Source organism: Streptomyces sp. NPDC101219 (genome assembly GCF_044767675.1).
Classification (GTDB): Bacteria; Actinomycetota; Actinomycetes; order Streptomycetales; family Streptomycetaceae; genus Streptomyces.
On sequence record NZ_JBIWOK010000005.1, the window covers coordinates 1 to 18,880 of the forward strand.

The 18,880-nt window shown below is 64.5% G+C and carries 14 protein-coding genes and 2 pseudogenes; 12 read left to right on the forward strand and 4 right to left on the reverse strand.

Translation table 11 applies throughout. The features are described 5' to 3' along the window. A partial coding sequence (locus ACIRPP_RS10995; RefSeq protein WP_403640139.1) for a transposase family protein occupies window positions 1–448 on the forward strand: 448 nt, incomplete at its 5' end. 101 nt (window positions 449–549) lie between these two features. Here ACIRPP_RS10995 and ACIRPP_RS11000 read toward each other — a convergent pair. From ACIRPP_RS11000 to ACIRPP_RS11010, 3 genes are all read right to left on the reverse strand, one after another. Further along, window positions 550–1,275, reverse strand: coding sequence for a hypothetical protein (locus ACIRPP_RS11000; protein ID WP_403640141.1), 726 nt, complete (start codon window positions 1,273–1,275; stop codon window positions 550–552). A gap of 162 nt (window positions 1,276–1,437) precedes the next feature. Continuing rightward, window positions 1,438–2,001 (reverse strand): GNAT family N-acetyltransferase, encoded by a 564-nt coding sequence (locus ACIRPP_RS11005; RefSeq protein ID WP_403641151.1) that lies wholly within the window; start codon window positions 1,999–2,001, stop codon window positions 1,438–1,440. Between the two features lie 12 nt (window positions 2,002–2,013). Beyond that, window positions 2,014–2,856, reverse strand: coding sequence for a formylglycine-generating enzyme family protein (locus ACIRPP_RS11010; RefSeq protein ID WP_403640143.1), 843 nt, complete (start codon window positions 2,854–2,856; stop codon window positions 2,014–2,016). Between the two features lie 389 nt (window positions 2,857–3,245). Here ACIRPP_RS11010 and grrM point away from each other — a divergent pair, with 389 nt between their 5' ends. The 7 genes and pseudogenes from grrM to ACIRPP_RS11045 all read left to right on the forward strand — a co-directional run bounded on the left by grrM (window position 3,246) and on the right by ACIRPP_RS11045 (window position 9,354). Next, window positions 3,246–4,406 (forward strand): cyclophane-forming radical SAM/SPASM peptide maturase GrrM/OscB, encoded by a 1,161-nt coding sequence (gene grrM, locus ACIRPP_RS11015; RefSeq protein ID WP_403640146.1) that lies wholly within the window; start codon window positions 3,246–3,248, stop codon window positions 4,404–4,406. Continuing rightward, window positions 4,396–5,226: an SAM-dependent methyltransferase gene (locus ACIRPP_RS11020; protein ID WP_403640149.1), complete on the forward strand. Its 831-nt coding sequence runs from the start codon at window positions 4,396–4,398 to the stop codon at window positions 5,224–5,226. The genes grrM and ACIRPP_RS11020 overlap by 11 nt, the downstream gene beginning before the upstream one ends. 15 nt (window positions 5,227–5,241) lie before the next feature. Continuing rightward, window positions 5,242–5,901: a 7-cyano-7-deazaguanine synthase gene (locus ACIRPP_RS11025; RefSeq protein WP_403640152.1), complete on the forward strand. Its 660-nt coding sequence runs from the start codon at window positions 5,242–5,244 to the stop codon at window positions 5,899–5,901. 52 nt (window positions 5,902–5,953) lie between these two features. After that, window positions 5,954–6,271, forward strand: a complete 318-nt coding sequence (locus ACIRPP_RS11030) for a trypco2 family protein (protein WP_403640155.1) — start codon at window positions 5,954–5,956, stop codon at window positions 6,269–6,271. Window positions 6,272–6,291: 20 nt separating this feature from the next. Further along, window positions 6,292–6,786, forward strand: a pseudogene (locus ACIRPP_RS11035) (serine protease); the annotation flags it as partial. Between the two features lie 489 nt (window positions 6,787–7,275). Then, window positions 7,276–8,910, forward strand: coding sequence for a tetratricopeptide repeat protein (locus ACIRPP_RS11040; protein ID WP_403641154.1), 1,635 nt, complete (start codon window positions 7,276–7,278; stop codon window positions 8,908–8,910). 225 nt (window positions 8,911–9,135) lie between these two features. Then, window positions 9,136–9,354, forward strand: coding sequence for a helix-turn-helix domain-containing protein (locus tag ACIRPP_RS11045; protein WP_403640158.1), 219 nt, complete (start codon window positions 9,136–9,138; stop codon window positions 9,352–9,354). Here the strand turns inward: ACIRPP_RS11045 and ACIRPP_RS11050 are convergent. Further along, window positions 9,344–10,385: pseudogene (locus tag ACIRPP_RS11050) on the reverse strand (IS110 family transposase). The gene ACIRPP_RS11045 and the pseudogene ACIRPP_RS11050 overlap by 11 nt on opposite strands. A 488-nt stretch (window positions 10,386–10,873) precedes the next feature. Here ACIRPP_RS11050 and ACIRPP_RS11055 point away from each other — a divergent pair. From ACIRPP_RS11055 to ACIRPP_RS11070, 4 genes are read left to right on the forward strand one after another with little or no spacing between them, the layout of a single operon-like run. Beyond that, a complete protein-coding gene (locus ACIRPP_RS11055; protein WP_403640161.1) occupies window positions 10,874–12,421 on the forward strand; it encodes a hypothetical protein in 1,548 nt (515 codons plus the stop codon). Next, window positions 12,418–13,242, forward strand: coding sequence for a hypothetical protein (locus tag ACIRPP_RS11060; protein ID WP_403640164.1), 825 nt, complete (start codon window positions 12,418–12,420; stop codon window positions 13,240–13,242). The genes ACIRPP_RS11055 and ACIRPP_RS11060 overlap by 4 nt, the downstream gene beginning before the upstream one ends. A gap of 11 nt (window positions 13,243–13,253) precedes the next feature. Next, window positions 13,254–17,714, forward strand: coding sequence for a hypothetical protein (locus ACIRPP_RS11065; RefSeq protein ID WP_403640167.1), 4,461 nt, complete (start codon window positions 13,254–13,256; stop codon window positions 17,712–17,714). Further along, complete coding sequence (locus ACIRPP_RS11070; protein WP_245726833.1) at window positions 17,711–18,772, forward strand: Wadjet anti-phage system protein JetD domain-containing protein; 1,062 nt, start codon at window positions 17,711–17,713, stop codon at window positions 18,770–18,772. Before ACIRPP_RS11065 ends, ACIRPP_RS11070 begins: the two co-directional genes overlap by 4 nt. Window positions 18,773–18,880 lie beyond the last annotated feature (108 nt).

Here is an 18,880-nt window from a genome sequence, read left to right on the forward strand (position 1 = left end):
GCTCGCCGAGTGCGACCGCGTGGGCGACGGCAGGGCCGACTACTCGCACAAGCACCGTCGCCATGGCGTGAACGTGCAGGTCGTGACCGACCCGAACGGGCACGTGCTGTGGATGTCGCCGGCCTTGCCGGGCCGGTGCCACGACCTGACCGCGGCCCGCACCCACCGGATCATCCGGATCTGCGAACGCCAGGGCGTCCCCGTCCTGGCCGACCGCGCCTACCAGGGCGCCGGCCCCTGGGTCACCACCGGACGCAGACGGCCGCCCGGCGGGCAGCTGTCTGCGACACAGCGGACGGTCAACCGAGCACTGGCCATGTCCCGGGCACCCGTCGAACGGGGCATGGCACTGCTGAAGTCCTGGCGGATCTTCCGAAGGTCCCGGATCAGCCCCAACCGCATGACGTCAGTCACCAAAGCCGTCCTCACCCTGGAGAGGCAGCGCTGAAAACGCTCAATGACTGGGGCAAGCGCCTGCGTGGCTCGGGCTCTCTGAGGTGGGGTCTGCCTGCAGCCGCCTTGATCGCCCGAGCAGAACACTCACTGTAATCAGCGAGTTTCTCCCACCGCTTGGCCGGGCCGCTGCATTGGAATTCCGAAGCGGCCGACGACGGTGAAGTAGATATCCCACTCATAACCCGCTTGGGTACTGCCATCGTGGATGAGGTTGTCCGTAGGTGCTATGTACGCCTCGCCGGGTGAAATACGCAGCCGCACAACGGGATAGGCCGGCATACGCTCCACAAAGCGAACAAGCAGGTCTCCGGTTAGCCGCGCAACGGATAGATCCGTGGCGTCATTACCAAGCTGCCATATTCTAGAGAGGGGAAGATTAATGTAGGTGAAATACCGATCCCCATTTCCAAGGTTCATCGCGATACGATTTGGGGAACCATCGCGAGCTTTCATCTGTGCCCCAAACCAGTTGTCGCAATGAAGCCCAACGAGACGGCCAGTCTTGTTGTCCACTGTGACGTTGGGCAGCCCCGGAGGATTAACGCGGATACCCATTTGCCATATCTGCGATGAACCGGATTCAGCATGTTCAGTGGCGCACTCAATCGCTCGCTGCAGCGGCTGACCGCTTACATATCTATTCACCTCATCCCAGTCGGACAGCATCTCAGCCCTACTTCGGGCAGCTTCGAACTCATCGTAGAGATCAGACGAAAGAGATAGAACCGCAACGCAGCAGCCGGGCGCCGCGGAAACTCCGTTCACGATGGTGTCAAGCTCGGAGGCCGACGGAAGAACCCATGGCTCTCTGGCAACCACAGCGTTGTCCTCGTACAGCAAAGCATGCCGTGGGTGGCATGACAGGGTTGAAGCATATGGCGGCGCGGCAAGTCCAGAACTTATCCAGACCCGAGGCTTTTCTGAACGGGGGCTTGTTGTTGCATCGACGAAACTGATTCCACGTTCGAGTACCACGCGTCATCACCACCCCACACTCGGATCTGAGAGTCCCAAGCGATGGGCATATATGTCGAGCGAAGGGGCTGGACCCTCAGCGTCCGGATGGTGCTGAGCGATCTTCCTCCACCCCCACCTCTCATAGATGGAGATGGAAGCGCCAGCCTGCGGCTGCACTGCCAAGGTTGCCCACTTCTCGGACCGATCACTGAGAATTGAATCATGCAGGCTTCTGCCTACTCCAAGGAACCGAAAGTCCTGTCGGACTGCGAAATCAGTAACATGGAAAGTTGGCCCTGCGAAACGACGGACGACCCTATCCGGAAGGAATCCCCGCTGCTGCTGGGAGGGAACAGGAGCTCCGTACACGAAACCGATCAAAGTCGACCCTGTCACAGCCAAAGCCAGCGTGAAACCCTCGGTCAACATGAGCCTCGACAGGCGATTCCGTTGGTGGCATCCCTCGTCATCGCACCACACGAACGGAGGCGCCGAAAACACCTCGACGTACAAGTCCGTGATCTCGTCACGCCATCGAGAAGCGAGGTTAGCCGAGCCAAGTCGGACGATCACTGCCGACCGGACCATCACAGAAACCCGCTAGTCAGCTGGAAAGACAAGGCGGAAGCCTCCTCCCAGATACATGCCCGAATACCCGAATCCACGACATGCCGCCCGGGAGTTGTAGGGTGCGCAGTACCATGCTCCCCCTCTCATCACTCGGTCGCAGATCCTATACAGGTTTTCCCTACCATCTGATGCATCATAAGGGTAGGGCAGCGGCATAGAGCTGCACCATTCCCAAACGTTGCCAACCATGTCATGCGCGCCATAGGGACTCACCCCAGCGGGGTAGAGGCCGATTTCAGCAGCTTTTCCCAGCCCGCCGTCCGGCGTATTCACCAGTTGAGGATCCCAGGTATCACCCCATGGATAGATCCGGCCGTCTGTACCCCGGGCAGCTTTCTCCCATTCAGCTTCTGTCGGTAGGCGGCAAGGACGCTCCAGCCGTTCACTCAACCAAACAGAATAAGTGACGGCATGGAACCAAGAGACAGACGTAACCGGGAGAGCAGGTTTAGCCAACTGATCGTCCCACGTCACCCCACGGAATGTGTATGGCCTGGGAACGGCGCCATCGGATACGGCGACCGCATACTCCGCCACCGTGACGGGAAACACACCAAACTCAATGTCTACTGTATTTGCAATATGAGCTGGACACTCATCAGTGTAAGCGGCTCGGTCTCTTTGCGGATCACTGCCCATGCTAAATGATCCGTGAGGAACATGCACGGCCGGCGGGGTTACGGCCCCGCAAGATGCTTGGACACTAAAGCCGAGCTCTTGCAGGTAGACCGGCAATCCATGTAGGGAAAAGAGGCCGAATTGACCACTCGCCTGACGCTCGCTGGCGGAGGTGCGTGGATTGATCTTCGACATGTGAGCCTCGCTCCCTTGATTGGCGCCGCCGGGAGGCCCCGAATCTCGGAGCTCACCGGTGCCTGCGTGGCTCAGGTTGCGGCGACTCAGACCCCATCTACCATAACTACTAGTGAGCGACCTTCGTCAAATTCTACGGAGGCAGTGATGGACTCTGAGCGGCATGCCTTCCACCAGGAGATTGGCCCCCACCTGGACCAACTGGGTGATGCGGTTCTAGACCTCGCCGACGAGACTGCCGAGGACAACCTGCCCGAAAGCCCAGAACTTCAGTGGGGGCAGTGGGCAAACTGGGCCTCATGGACCAAGATCGCATGATGCGTTACTTCCGGGCATCTAACGCCGTATGCCTCGTGGGATAAATCGCCAAACGCGAAATGGCGCCAATCATGACAGCTGGGCATCCATCTGTGCAGACGCAGCTTGCGGTCGTACAGGCGACACCATTCTGCAATATTCGCTGCCGATACTGCTATCTGCCTGACCGTGGATCAACCGAAGTTATTTCCATGGCTACGCTCGAGCGCATTGCCGACCAATTGTCTAAATCTCGTCATGTGCGGGATACTTTGACAGTTGTCTGGCATGCGGGAGAGCCCTTGCGACTCCCAATCCAGTTCTACCGCGAGGCTTTCGACCTGTTCCGGAACCGGGACTGGGGCGGTGTCGACTTGTCCTTCTCGATACAGACCAACGCCATGATGATCAATCAACAGTGGTGCGACCTATTTAGCGAATATAAGGTAAACGTAGGTGTGAGTCTGGATGGGCCGGCGGAGTTGCACGACCAAAATCGAGTCGACCGAGCGGGACGCGGCACGTTCGATAGGGTGATGCGGGGAGTCCGCCTACTGCAGGATTCCGGCCTGAATCCATCGGTTATCGCGGTCGTCACCAAAGGCTCACTTACACACGGCCGGGAGTTCTGGCAGTTCTTCGCTGATGCCGGCATTAGCGTTGTGGGTCTGAATCCGGAAGAAGCCGAGGGATCACATGAGTGCTCCAGTATCCACGACGACGACTCAGAGCACGGATTTCGGGCCTTCGTCGATGAGATCCTGACTCTGGGCATCGGTCAGCGCGGGTATCCCCGCTTGCGAGAGTACGACAACTTTCGTCAGCTCGCGAGTTCGTTCCGCACGAATGAAGTGCGCTGCCACGACAACGTTCCTATGGCGATCTTGAGCTTCGACCATCGGGGCAATATCTCTACATTCTCACCTGAACTCTTGACGGCAAGGCATGAGCCATTCGGAGATTTTCTCTTCGGTAACGTTCACGACGACGAAATAGATACCATAGTCGAGAGCCCAAAGTTCACGGCGGTCAATAAGGCCGTCCAAAGCGGTGTGGCCAAGTGTCAATCGGAGTGCGGTTACTTTGACTTTTGTGGTGGTGGTTCTCCGTCGAACAAGATTGCGGAGGCCGGCACGTTCGACGTGGCGGAAACTCGATCATGCAGGCTCAGAATAAAAGTTATGGCAAGCGCATTCGTCGATTCCGCTCGCCCACGGAAAGAGTCTCGAGGAGGTCGGAGTCATGACAACTAGCGCAGATGGTGGACGATGTCCGGCAGATGTATTCATCGTTGGCGCCGGGGTACAGGTGCCGGCTCATCTCACATCTGCGGCGATCGACGCCCTGGACCAGTGCCAGGAGATCTATTCGATCCTCCCGCGGTCCACGAGCCGCTTGATGCCGAGCAGATGGGCATCAAAAACGAGAGATCTGCAGGAAATATACCAACGGGGTGGGCGTCGGCTGGATGTCTATAGGAAAGAGATCGACCTCATCTGGCAAGCTGGTCGCAGCAATCCCCCCGTGGCTTACCTCACAGTGGGAAATCCGGTGGTTTTCGACAGTGTCACTGCAGGGCTGATCGAGCGGGCTAAATGCGGCGACATGCGCGTCCGCGTGGTTGCTGGCGTATCCTCCGTAGATGCCATCATGGCTGATCTCGGGATCGATTACGCACCCGGGATCCAGATTTTTGATGCGTCTTCCCTTGTGGCTCACAATATTCAGCCACGAAATGACATTGACTGTTTGGTGATGCAGCCCAACGTTTTTGGCACAGCATTTGTGACGATGGGGCGGAAGCCGCGTGCGGCAGCGTTGTGGCCCCTGCGCGATCATCTTCTTAAGTGTTACCCAAGTGATCATACGGTGACCTGTATCACGTGTTCTGTGAGATCAGGTAATCCGGCTCATGTCGAGTCCTTTCCGCTGAGTTGTCTAGGCGGGACCGAAATGTCACCCCAGACCCTAGGCGCGTCTCTTTTCATCCCTGCAGCAGTTCCGCTCAAGCCAGATGAAGACTTCTCGGACCGCTTTCGAGATCAAAGCGAGTTTGAGAGGAATTATCGGTAATACTTAGAGGTGTATATGAGGTCAGGACAGGGCCATACGATCAACGATGGGCGGTTCGGCGTTGCTGTATTCCTCTCAGGGGGTGTCGACTCCACCGTTCTCCTGGGAAAGATGTGCGCCGAGGAGTCGAGCGAACTGATCGCCGTTCACTTCGCGGGTTTCTCCTCACCGGAAGAGGCAGCAGCCGCTCGAGCCATCGCGCATCAGGCGCGAGTCGCATATTGGAGCATCGATATGTCATCGTTGCTGCTGTCCTGGAGATCCGCACGAGTCACCCAGGAAGGGAGCGGTGAGCGGGCTGTTTTCGGCGCAGCCACAATGTACTCGGCTGCTTTGGCTTTCGCAATGGCACACAAAATCAACTCGGTGGCGTTCGGGCTCCACCGAGAGGATGCGCAAGAATATATTGAGCAAAGTCCATCATTCCTCAACCATATACGGCAAGGAATCAAGCTCGTCGGAAGTGAGGTGCGAATTCTGGTTCCATTCCAGGATATGAGTAAATGCGACATCGTCCGGATAGGAAACGCTCTGAGTGTGGATATGTCTCGGTCCTGGAGTTGTCTGCGTCCATCAGTAAGTGTGCAATGCGGTACTTGCGAGGCATGTCTCTCAAGGAGAAATGCATTCAGGCAGGCCGCAGTGGTCGATGCCACGCAGTACGAGAGGCAATAACCCGTTGAAATAGGAACTGAGGTTCGCGTCGCTTTGGTCTAGGGAGGTTGCTGTGGCAGCTGAGATGTGGGTCGGCCTGGCGGACGCGGTGCGCGGGGTAAGGGCAGAACTCGATGCGGCGCAGAAGGAAGGTGCTGGGAGGGAAGTCGGGTTTGAGGTGGGACAAATTGAGCTCGAGTTCGCTGTTGATGTCCGCAAGGAAGCTGCTGGCGAGGCCGGCGCACGAGTGTATGTGTTGTCGCTGGGGGCGCGGGGGTCAGTCGCAGCGACAGCCACAAACAGGATGAAGCTCGTGCTCACTCCCAAGGACCAGCAGGACAGGAGCCTGCGTGTAGTGGGCCCAGTAGAACAACAAATCCCCCCTGAATGACGCGCTTTCGGTAGGTTCCAATGGGGTTGGACACAGGTGCGGTGGCAGAGGTCTGGGTTCGAGGTTCGGAGCCCGGATGGGCCGTAGGCTCTGGTTGCCTAGTAGGGGAGAGACTCCTTCTAACGGCGGCACACGTGGTCACGCCTAGCAGCACGGTACAAGTGCGCTTGCTGGACGAGGGCGTCCTACGTGACGCACGTGTGGTCTGGCTTGGCGAGTTGGACGCGGCGCTGGTGGAAATCACCGACCCATCCTTCGACCCCGGTTGGCGGGCTCCCGCCCGCTTCGGACGGCTGGTTAGTTCTGTCCCGTCTGTGCCGTGCGAGGCAGTCGGGTTCCCCGAGGCTATGCGATTCCTCGAAGATCCTGAGCTGCTGCGGCGAGACAGTGAACATCTGGCTGGTCACATAAATACAGTTGCACGCTCAAAGCAGAACCTACTGGAGATACTTGTGGACAGCGGGCCCGATGACCAGATAGGGCAGATATCCCCGTGGGCAGGGATGTCGGGTGCCGCCGTGTGGAGCGGGGACTTGCTGGTGGGTTCGGTTGGCTGGGCGCCCCGGGGTTTCAGGCAGAGCCGGCTCACTGCCGTACCGATCGAGGCGCTCGCCGTCGAAGAAGGCTTCAGGTGGGCGGTGACGTCGGCTACCGGCCGGAAAGTCCTTTGCGAGCCAGTGGAACTGCAGGACCTTGTCGCCCCATGGTTTCCTGCTCAGGGCCCTCAATCTCCAGCTGCACTGCTGAGAGCTGAGCATGAGGTCGTCCCATTCCGCGGCCGTGAGCGGGCTCTGCAAGCCCTATTGAGCTGGTGTAAAGATCCCGAGACGTGTTCTTCGCTACTCCTGACGGGGCCGGGCGGGCAGGGTAAGACCCGTCTCGCCCGACGTCTGTGCGAGTTACTAGCAGAAGAGGATTGGGTGGTCGGTCAGATAGCGGAACCCACGGACGTGTCGACGCAACATTTGGCGACCCTGACGCGATGCACGGCACCCGTGCTACTGGTGCTCGACTACGTTGAGACCCGACCCGAGCAGGCACAACAGATCGTCGACTATCTCGTCAGTCATCCTCCGCGCTGCCCCGTGCGGTTGCTGCTCCTAGCCCGCGCGTCCGGAGAGTGGTTCACTGCTCTGCGTTCCGCATCAACGGCCATGTCTACCACCGTACGCCCAGAACCACTGCGCGTTGAAGCTTTCACCATTACAGCAACGGAACGCGAGGCCGCCTGGCAAGAAGCCCTCACCGCCCTTGGTAATGGGCTTCAGCTATTGGACGAGGTATACACAACCGTGGACCTCAGTGCTCGATGCACGGGAGCCCGACCACCGGCCTTCGCAGATTCGGGTTCTATCCAAGCTTTGACATTGCATGTCGCGGCGCTCGCGAAGCTCCTAAGTGAACAACCTGAAGCGGATCTTCCACCGCAACGAGTGTTGCTCGCTCATGAACGCCGGTATTGGCAGCGCGTCGCCAACCGCCGTGACCTCGATATGGATCAGATCCGCCCGTTGGCGATGGCTGCCGCCCAGCTGTCCGGACCTGCCCCACGCGCCGACGCACTACATATCCTCGCCCAGGTTCCCGGGTTGCGGGGTGAGATGGCCGAGCAGGATCGACGCGCCCTCGCGGAATGGATCCGCGACCTGTATCCGCCCCCCGCCACCGGGGATGCTTATTGGGGAAGCTTGCAACCTGACCCCCTGGCCGAGCAATATCTCATCGACAGCATTACCAGCGAGCCTGAGCTCGCAGTCCATGTGTTGCCCGCGTGCAACCCAGAGCAGCTCCGGCATGCGCTCACCCTTCTCAGCCGAGCTGCGGCGCGACCCGGTGGAAAGGCTCTCATGGAGGCTCTCAGCCTGTTCGTGCATGCCCCGCACAGCAAACCTGAAGACCTGCAACGGTTGTACGCGGTGATGCCCGACCAGCCTCAGGCTTTTGCAGAGCTCGCCGCAGAGTTGGCCACTCGCCTCGTAACCCTACGCCGTACGGGCAAAGATAGGGCGGATTTGGCTGGGTGGCTCACAAACCAAGCGAGCCGCCTCGGTTCGCTCGGGCGCCCTGTGGATGCTCTCAAGGCCGCCACCGAAGCCGTTGACACTTACCGGCAACTAGCCAAGGACCACCCTGATGTCTATCTCGCTAGTCTTGCCGGGTCCCTACACAACCAGTCGACCTACCTATCCTCACTGGGGCGACTGGAGGAATCCCTCAAGGCCGCCACCGAAGCGGTCGCAATCCGCCGCAGCCTGGCGGAAGAGCACCCCAACGCTTATCGCCCAGACCTTGCCAGCTCACTAACCAGCCAATCCAACCAGCTAGCATCTTTGGGACGCCACCGGCCATCCCTAGAGGCGACCATAGAAGCCGTCGGAATTTATCGGCACCTGGCCGAAGAGTATCCCGATGCCTATCTGCCTGGCCTCGCTGGCTCACTCCATAACCAGTCTCTCAGCCACTACTCACTGGGAGAACTGGAGGAGGCACTAGGGTCGATCACAGAAGCGATCAAGATCCGTCGTTTCCTAACTTCCGCCGGAAAAGAGGAATTTGAGCCCCTGCTAGCGGAGTCCGTGCAGGTACAGGCTCTCCTACTCAATGAGCGTGACAGCCGCCAGGGCGAAGGAAGCCATTGAACCCTCCACCTTGCGGCGGTCGACGAACCGGTCAGACTGGCCTGCGGAATGCACCAGTTGACCGCTTAACTTGACCCCATCTTCTGCACCATCCTGACAGTTACTCAGGTTGAATTCGCGGAGTCCGTCGAGCCGTGACGGTTCTTGATCGCTGCGGCACGACGTCATCATGCGGTACGCGCATGGGGAGGGCTGACGCCCAGGGAGCAGGAGAAGCACGAGCGGGTGCGTCTTGAGGCGGCCGAGCGGTTCGCTCGCGGCGAGAAGAGCGAGGCTGTCGCGAGGGATCTTCGGGTGACGTCGCGGTCTGTGCGGCGCTGGCGGCGGGAATGGCACAGCTCCCCTCGCGAGGAGGGCATCAGGCTAGCCTCGTTCCTGCCGGCTACCGGTGGTAGGGACACGGAGTGCCAGACAGCGCCATCCTCGAAGATCCTTATCGCGTGATCGGCGCGACAGGGGTGAACGTTCGGTTGTCGCGCAGGAGAGCCCATAGGACACTGGCGCGCCGGCGGGCGAGCGCAATGACGGCCTGGACTGCTTGCAGCCCTCGCCGTGCTTCTTGAGGTAGAAGTCCCTGTTGGGGCCCTCGCGGATGATGCTGGTCTGGGCGGACAGGTAGAACACTCTGCGTAGGCGCCGGCTATAGCGCTTGGGGCGGTGCAGGTTGCCGATGCGACGGCCCGAGTCCCTTGGCACGGGCACCAGCCCCGCTGCTGAGGCCAGGTGGCCAGCGTCCGCGTAAGCCGACAGGTCACCGGCGGTCACGACGAACTCGGCACCGAGAATTGGGCCCATACCTGGCAACGATTCGATGATCTCGGCCTGAGGGTGGGTGCGGAATCTTTCCCGGATCTGGCGGTCGACGCCCTTTAGTCGGTCATCCAGGCTAAGGATCTGCGCAGCCAAATCGGCGACGATCTGGGCGGCAACATCCTCACCGGGCAGCAAGATTTGCTGAGCCTGAGAAGCCTCTAGCGCGGTAGCAGCGACCGCATGGGCGGCGCGGACACCGCGCTTGGCAAGCCACGCGCCGTGAGTCTCGCGCCAGGTCGGTTGCCAACTGGGCAGGCACATCGATGGTTGCGAAGTCCTGGCGATGGCGGGCAGTTTCGGCGATGACGTAGGCGTCGCGTGCATCTGTCTTGGCTTCGCCACGGTAGGCGCCAGCCATGCGGTTGACCGTGCCACCAGGTACATAGACAGCCTGCTGACTGTGACTAGCGAGCAGTGCTATGAGTAGAACGGAAGCCGTTCCGGAGATGTCCACCGCCCAGCGGACCTCATCTGCCAGGTCCAGGATCTCGCCGAGGGCCACGAGGATGGCAGTCTCATCGTAGTCGATCTTCTTCGACCATAGGGTCGTACCGGTTTCGTCGACCACTGCTGCCCCAGTGATGGCCCTTGCCTGCGTCGATCCCACACCAGGCTTGGCTGAGTCGGTTGCTCACTCGCCCTCTCCTCACTCCGCACGGCATGTCGTGAGCCCGAGGAACACCCCCGCTGTCCGCACCGTAAACAGGGGCCGCACAAGGCGCGCACATCTCAATCAGCAGTCAGGGCGCCCTAGAGAGTCGGACGGCCACTCCTCGCTAGCCACTACTGGCAGGCCCTACTCAGCCACATAGGACTCTCCTGGGCTGACCAACACCTTACGGAGCCCTACTGGGCCGACCCGGCCACCCAAGCCCTCGACGCCGAAGGGATCACCACCGAGATCACCCCCAGCCTGTCCCGTATGCCGATCCCAGATCGCATCCACCGCGTGCGTACCCCCGGAGGCCGCCAGGCGATCAACCGGTCCGGGCGGGGAAGATCCGTGAAGATGCATGGCTCCTTTCGCACGGGAGGTGCGCGCCTCTCTCCCCTCTCACTGTCGGCCGTTCTGGTTCGGTCCCAGCGCAAATGTCAGTGCCGCGTTTTAGCGTGAACTCCAAGTGGAAAAAGGGCGATTGGAGCCTTCGGGGTGATCTTTGAGGAGCCACGGGCGGTCTACGAGAGCATTACGTCACGTATGAAGGCGCTGGCGGTGGTCCGCCCGCTGCTGGCGCTCGACAGCAGCAAGGCCAAGGCTGAGCGGGGGTGGGAGGGCTACCGCCTGGCTGAGCTGGCGCTGGCTGCGATCGATGTCGTCACGCTGCGCACGGACATGCGCACGGCGGTCCGCCAGGAGACGGTGGTGGACCATGTGGCCGAGTTCGCCGCGCTGCAGCTGCCGGGACGCCCGGCTGAGGAGTACCGGGCCGTCGCGCGCTGGGTGACCGAACGGCTGATCAACACCGAGGAGCGCGACCGGGCGTTCCGTCACGCGATCGGCAGCGTGACGGACGAGGGATTCCAGACCCGTATGACGTCGTTCCAGATCCTCAAGGAGGTGCCTGACCATGTGGGGCAAGCGGCGCTGATTGCCACGGATGCGGCGATCACCGTGCTGGTGCATGCGATCGACGTGGACATCGCTTCCGAACAGATCGCTGCCGAGGCCAAGTTGGAGGCGCTCCTGAAGCGTGCCCGTATCGGCGAGGCGTGGCAGATCGCGCACACGGCCCGTCTGCAGAGCATCCGTTACGCCAAGGACATCCATGGGCGTATCGAGGCGATGAAGCGGAACGTGCGGGCGGTGGACTGGGATACGGAGGTCAAGGAGACCGTCGACGATGCCCTGGAGCACGTCCGGAGCCGTTCCGCGACTGAGCAGCAGCTCAAGGAGCGAGTCGACCAGCTGCTGGAGGTCACTGACGACGCGCACAAGCGTCGGCAGTTGGAGGGGCTGGGGGCGCTGATCGTCGAATGCATGCAACGGCATTCGGTGCTTATCGACATGCTGTTGAAGGTCGGCCCGGAGTACCGGCGCCAACAGGACCGCCAGGTGTTCGTGGCCCCGACGCTGCACGCCCGGGTGCACATGCACGAGCAGCTCCTGCAGCCGGTGATGGAATTTTCCCTGGATGCCTGCCTGGAGCCCTTGGAGGCGTTCACCAGGGCCGTCCTGGGCCCGCAGCAGCCCCGCGTGATGTATCTGCCGGACTATTTCGAGGCCCTGGCCCGCGTCAGCGAATCGGCCGCGGGGGACCTGGTACCGGTTGCACAGGACGACGACCCAGGCGACAGCGAGCACACGGCCCTGTTCAGCGACGCGCAGCACGAGGCGGTGGACGCCCTGCTGAACACGGCCACCGACCAGGGAGTGCGGCTGTCCGCGCTGCTGGGCTCCGCCCGCCTGCCCGGCTCCGGCATGGGTCCTGAATCCGGCACGGACGCACTCCTGGCGATGCGCGTGCAACAGCTCTTCCGGCGGGTGCCGGTGCGTCAACTGGCCGTCGGTGAGCCTGCCGTCGTGGCTCTCGACGACGGCACCGAGCTGGTGGACGAACGCTTCGGCGGCAGCGACTTCCTGCTGATCCGCGCCCAATCGCAGCCCTCGGTCCCACCCGGACCATCCGATGCCCCCACCGACGACAACCGGCTGTCGTCGGTGACGCCCGTCCCCGACCGTGACCAGGAGAGCGCGTGAGCCAGCACGAGGACATTGCGGACGCCGCCCGGATGGTCGCCCTGGCCCTGGCCCGTGGCAAGGCACCGGCCCGCTCCGGGGAGTACGCGCGGCTGGTCCGGCGCTTCGAGACCGAACCGGCCTTCGCCCAGATCGTACGGAAGATCGCCCAGGGCTTCGACCTGACGGTGCTGGAGGTCCACCGCATGCCGGGCCTGGTTCTGGGGACCACCCCGGAGACCGACTTCGCCGTCTCGGTGGCCGACCTGGTCCCTCAGACCGCCGACCGGCCGCTGTATCTGCTGGCCCAGCTCGCCATCGCCGCCCTGGCCTTCCCCCGGCCCGAGGACCTCGACGACGACGAGTACGTCACCCGAGTCTCGGTCAAGCAGGTGGACGAGGAGGTCCGCTCCCTGGCCCGGGCCATCGAGCACCGGCTTGCGCAAACCGACGCCGACACCGATCCCCCGGCGGACCAGCCCGGCCTGGAGGGACTGTGGCGGGCCTATCTGCGGCGCAACGCCACCGGCACCACTCGGGCGGACAAGACTCCCAGGACGGTGACCTACTCCCTGGTGCGCCGGGCCCTGACCCACCTGGCCGAGCACGGCTTCGTGCGCAAGGTGAGCGACGAGGACGCCGGCACCTACGCCACCAGCGTCAAGTACCGGCTACAGATCCGCGACCAGGCCGCCGGCGACATGCTGCGGGAACTGGCGGCCCTGGGCGTGGCCGCCCTGCCCTCCCGCGACCAGGCCACCACCTCCGAGTCGGCGGCAGACAGCGCTCTGAGTGCCGATGACACCCTGCCGGGTTCGCCGCTGCCCACTGACCTGCCGTAAGGACGCCTGCCATGTATGAACTCAATCGGATTCTGCTGCGCAATTTCGGCCCGGTCGACGCACGGTACGAAGACGTCACCCTGGACTTCTCCGGCGCCGGCCCGGAGGTGGAAACCGCTTCGCTGATCCCGGCCGCCGGCCATGTCACCCACCGCCCGGCCCCGGCCAACCTGATCATGCTGCAAAACGGCGGCGGCAAGGGCGTACTGCTGACCGGCATCACCTGCACCACCATCCCGCACCGCCACCAGGATGTGGAGACGTTGCGCAACTTCACGGTGTCCCTGGCACAGCCCTCTCACGTGGTTCTCGAATGGGCCGACGCGAGGACCGGACGCCTGCTGGTCACCGCCCAGATCCTGGCGCCGGACCGCGAGGGGAAACTGCACCGCCGCTTTTACAGCTTCCACCCGGCCGCCGCCCTGGACGCCGACCGTCTGCCCTTCCACCGCGACGGGCACTGGCTGCCGTTCGAGGACTATTGCACCGAGTTGCGGGACGTACAGCGCCGCGTCGACGCCCTGGAACTGCGCATCGAGGACGGCCAGGAACGATGGGAGAAACACCAGCGCACCCTGGGCCTGCAGCCCGATCTGTTCGACGTGCAGCGCCGGATGAACGCCAAGGAGAGCGACGCGGCGGCGGCATTCACCACCACCACATCCGACGCCTTTGTGGACTGGCTGCTGCGCAAGGCCACCGACGACGACCAGTACGCCGAGCTGGGCACCGCCTTCCACTCCTACGCCCATGCCCACGACCAGCGCGCCGCATGGGACAAGGAACGACAGTTCGCCCTGACCATGCAGCGAGCCTGTGGGGAGGTCGCCATCCTTCACCAGACCCGGCAGAAGACCGCCCACGCCGCCGAGAGCGCGCAGCAACGGCTCGTGCACCTGACCGCCACTGTCCAGCTCCGCGAGCAGCAACTGTCCGACGCGCTCACGGTCCACGCCGACGCCATCACGGACACCTACCGAGCGCACGAGGAGGCAAAGCGGGCAGCCGAGCGGGCCGAGCAGCGCGTGCACCACGTACGCCATCACGCCAGCGCCCTCGAACTGGCCACCGTCCGGGCAAAGCAGCGCGGCGCCGAGCAGGACAAGAAGGAGACCGAAGCCGAAAAGTCGGGCTGGGAGACGGTCCCGGTGGCGCTACGCCATGCGCATGCTGTGGACGATCACACCCGCGCTCAGGAAGCCCTCAGCCAGGCAGAGCGCACCGCCGCGCCCTACCTCCGGGCCGTCCACCAGGCAGCAGCCGACCTCCGTACTGGGTACGCCCGCGCCGAGGCCGCCGCCCAGGACAAGGTCCGCCGACTGGCCGAGGCCAACCAGCAGACCGAGACCGACATCGAGCAGTGGCAGCACCGCCGCGAACAGCTCCTTGAAGACACCGGCGCGGCCCAGGCCGATCTCCGCACGCTCCGCGAGCAGATCGACTCCTTCACCACCACGCTGGGTCGGGCGCGCCATGACCGGCTCGTCGAGCCGGACGAACTAGCCGGGGACGCCGCGGCCCGCGCCGAGGCGCACACCCGCCACCTCGACCAGCTCATGGACGAGGCCAAACAAGCACGTCAGACTGCCCGCACCGGGCGGGACCATGCGCACCGGCACCTGGCCGACACGCAGCGGCAGGCGCTGTCCGACCGTGCCGCGGCTGATGCGGCGCTCGCCCAGACCGACCGGCTGCGCAAGCAGGCCACGGCGGTCCAGTCCCTGCCGCTGTGCGCCGACCTCCTCGAAGCCACGCCCGACGAGCTGCGCGCCGTCGACGCGTTGGAATGGCTCCATGAGCATGCCACCGTGCTGGGGGAGGCCGCCGGACGCCGCATCGCGAACCTGGAGACCACGCTCACCGGGACCCGCCTCGGCCTGCGCGAGGACCAGGACCTGCTCGACGTGCTCGATACGAGCGGGGGCCTGCACCCGGCCAGCGCTGCCGTGCGGCGCCTGTGTGAGGACCTTGTCACGCACGGCATCTCGGCCTGGCCCGGCTGGCGGTGGATGCACGACAACGTGCCCGCCGACGCCCATCCCCAGGTCATCCGCGCGCACCCCGACCTGGTCGGCGGGATCATCGTGGGCGGCGCCGATGGCCTGGACGCCGCTCGCCGCCACATGGAACAAACCCGTCCGCTCCCGGCCGCCGCTGTGACCGTGGGCACCGGCGAGCGCCTGCTGCGCCCGGGCTCCTGCGACGACGACCGCTTCGTAATCGAGCCCTCCCCCGCCCTGCACGACGAAGACGCCGCCGAACGCGAACGAGGCGAGGTCACCGCGCGCATCACGGCCGCCACCCGCCAGCTGCAAGACCTCGATGCGCGCCTGGCGGAGGCCCGGGAGCTGGAGCGCCACCTCGCCAACTGGCTAGAAGCCTGCGCGCAGATGCCCGTCCCCGACCGCCTCGCCCAGCTGAACGACTTGCAGACCACCGCCGCCGCGTCCGAGACCGCCGCCCAGGAGGCCCGCGACGCGGCCGAGGGTCACGACGCCGCCCTACACGAGGCGGAGCAGGCGTACGAGGTCCTCGTCGACCGGGCCGGTCAAGCCCAGCGCGCCCTGCACGTCCTCCGGCAACTGGCCGGCGCCGAGACCGAGGCCGGCCAGGCCCGCGACCGCATCTCCGCCCTGACCGCGCAGTGCCAGGAGTGGCGGACCGAAGCCGACGATTTGCGTGCCGCGTGCAAGCGGGCCGAAGCGGAGCTGCTGCGCCGCGCCCAGGCCATCGAAGCCGCCCGGCAGGAGGCCGACAGCCATGCCGAGAGCCGTCGGGCCGTCCCCGCCCCGCCCGGCGGCGACGCGGCTATCGAACCCGACACACCGCACGAGCCTCTCCCCGTGCTCAAGCACCGCTACGAACAGGCCCTGGACGAGCTGCGCGCCGTCCAGGTCGGGGAAGACCAGCAGCAGCGCGCCGCCCGCGCCGAAGAACACCTTCTGACGTGCCAGAGGGAATGGAACCAGGTGCCCGGGCCGATTCAGGCGCTCGCCCAGAAGTTCAGCGCGGACCCGCGGGCCACCGACGAGGTCCAACGCCACGCCATCCTGCGCGACGTGGCCGGACAGCTCACCGACCTCGACGAACGGCTCAACGCACTGCGTGACAAGGAGAGCGAGCTGAAGATCCGCACCGACCACCTTAAGTCCGCCGCCGCGGCAGCACCGCTGACCGGCGAGGAGGCCGCCGCCTGGACGCCGGCCACCCTGGAGGATGCCACCGCCCTGAGTGCCCGCGCGGGACAGGAGCTGGAGGAAGCCCGTACCACGGAGCGCGCCGCGTCCGAACGCTACAACGGCGCCCGCCGCAGCCAGGCCAACAGCAGCCGCGACCTTGCGGCGTTCCGGTCCGTCCTGCCGCGCCTGGAAAGCGCCGCTCACGGTCTCGACCTTCCCGCCGCCGCAGAGCCCTATCCGGGCACCGCCGAGGCTGCCGAGACAGAGGCCCGGCAGGCCGCCGAGGAATACCGCACCTGCCACCAGGCTGCCCGCGACGCCGACCGCGCTCTGGAAACCGGCGTCAGCCGCCTCAAAGAGGAAGCCGCCGACGTCCGCTTCGAAGGACTCGACATCCCGCTGCGCACGCAGATCTCCGCCTTGGGCGGCGCGAAGATCCCCGCCCTGGCCGAGAACTGGACCCAGGCGCTCGGCTCCCGCATCGCCGCACTGACCAGCGACCTGGATGCCATGGCCAAGACCCGCGACGCCCTCGCCTCCCAGCTCGGCGCCCACGTCACCGATCTCCTGCACCGCCTCGACCAGGCCAGCCGCTTCTCCGCCTTCCCAGACGGCGACGCCCCGTGGGCCGGACAGAAATTCCTCACCATCCGCTACAAGAAACCCGACCAGCAGACCCTCGCCGCCTCGATGCGCGAAACCGTCGACGCCCTCGCCCAAAACCCCCGCACCCGCAAACTCAAAGGCATCGACGTCGTCCTGCGCTGCCTCAAGGAGGCCGTACCGCGCGGATTCACCGCCGAGGTCATGAAGCCCAACGCCGCCCAGCGGATCACCCGCGTGCCCGTGGAGAAGATGGGCACCACCTTCTCCGGCGGTCAGGAACTCACCGGCGCCATCCTCCTCTACTGCGCCCTGGCCGCACTGCGCACCTCGCCCGGCCCCCGCAGCCGCACCCGCAACGGCGGGCTCCTGCTCCTGGACAACCCCATCGGCCGCGCCAACGCCACCTACCTCGTCGACCTCCAGTTCGAGATGGCCGCCGCCCTCGGCATCCAGCTCATCTACACCACCGGCCTGAGCGACGAGGAGGTCACCGCCCGCTTCCCGATGTGCATCCCGCTGCGCAACGACGCCGAAGCCCGCGCCGGCCTCTCCCTGATCCGCCTCGACGAGCGCATCCGCCACGCCCTCGTCCCCTCCCCTCGCATCGTCCCCGACGACAGCGCCGCCGTCCCGTCCGGCTACCTCCACTCCGCACGCCTGTACACGAAGGAGACCCCCGCTCAATGACCGCCGGTTCTCCCCCTCCGCTCCCGCCACTGTCACCCGCGGCGGCCAGCCTCAGCGCCGCGCTGCAGGCCCGGGCCGAGAAGGCCACCGTGTCCCGCGCCACCCTCGTCGAAGCATTCACCGCAGCCCTGCCCGGCCTGGCCAGTGGCGAGCACGCGCGCACCGCGCTCGCCACACTCCTGCACGAACTCGCCGACCACCGCCTCCTCAACCTGCCCACCAGCAGAGCCCACTGGGACGCCGGCCGACCACGCCTGCCCGAACAAGTACGCCTGCCCGCCACCACCCAGGCGACGCCGCGTGCACCGCGTGAACCCGTCTCGTGGCGCCCGGAACTCGACTGGGCCTACACCGCCCGTCTCACCGCCGCACAGACCGAGGACCTCCTGGCATGCAACCGCTGGTTCCGGGACAGCAGCAACGCCCCCGAACGGCATACGCCAATCCCGCTGCGCGAGCGGTCCTACGAGATCTTCCGCGACGAGAAACGTCTCGACGCCCTCATCTCCGGCGCGCTGTTCGCCCCCGGGCGCCTCACCCTCGATCAGCTGGCCACCTACCGCCAGCCGCCCCCGCTCGCCCACCACCAAGTCGGCGACGGCGACACCCTTCTAGTGGTGGAGAACAGCGACACCTACGCCACACTCCACGACCTGCTCTCCAAGCAGCCCGGCCGCACCCGGTTCGTCGCCTTCGGAGCCGGACGTTCCTTCGAAGCCTCCGTCAGCCGCCTCACAGAACTCTCCGGCATCCACCGCATTCTCTACTACGGCGACCTCGACGCCGACGGCCTGGCCATCCCTGCTCGCGCGTCCCTCACCGCCCTCCAGCACGGCCTGCCCCCGATCGCACCGGCAACTGACCTCTACCGACTCCTCCTCGGCCACACCCCCACGCCCTCCGCTCTCGTTGCCGACGACCATGCCGAGACGCTCACTGCCTGGCTGCCGCCGCCCCTGTCCACACAGGCCCACGATCTACTCACTGCCGGCCAGCGCCTCGCGCAGGAAGCGACCAACCGCAACCAGCTCTCCGTCGACTCCAGTTGGCGCACTTGACATCCCGTTGACGGCCGCCGCCGACCCCGGCGGCGTACACCACCGGAGGTCCCGTCCCACGGGTGAGGGATAGAAAGTGACGATCGAGGGCAGGGAGGCATCTATTCC

Excerpts from the sequence above, each read along its gene's own strand:
- ACIRPP_RS11005 (WP_403641151.1), bottom strand. The coding sequence starts at position 2,001 with ATGGTCCGGTCGGCAGTGATCGTCCGACTTGGCTCGGCTAACCTCGCT.
- ACIRPP_RS11025 (WP_403640152.1), top strand. The coding sequence starts at position 5,242 with ATGAGGTCAGGACAGGGCCATACGATCAACGATGGGCGGTTCGGCGTT.
- ACIRPP_RS11020 (WP_403640149.1), top strand. The coding sequence starts at position 4,396 with ATGACAACTAGCGCAGATGGTGGACGATGTCCGGCAGATGTATTCATC.
- ACIRPP_RS11070 (WP_245726833.1), top strand. The coding sequence starts at position 17,711 with ATGACCGCCGGTTCTCCCCCTCCGCTCCCGCCACTGTCACCCGCGGCG.
- grrM (WP_403640146.1), top strand. The coding sequence starts at position 3,246 with ATGACAGCTGGGCATCCATCTGTGCAGACGCAGCTTGCGGTCGTACAG.
- ACIRPP_RS11010 (WP_403640143.1), bottom strand. The coding sequence starts at position 2,856 with ATGTCGAAGATCAATCCACGCACCTCCGCCAGCGAGCGTCAGGCGAGT.
- ACIRPP_RS11065 (WP_403640167.1), top strand. The coding sequence starts at position 13,254 with ATGTATGAACTCAATCGGATTCTGCTGCGCAATTTCGGCCCGGTCGAC.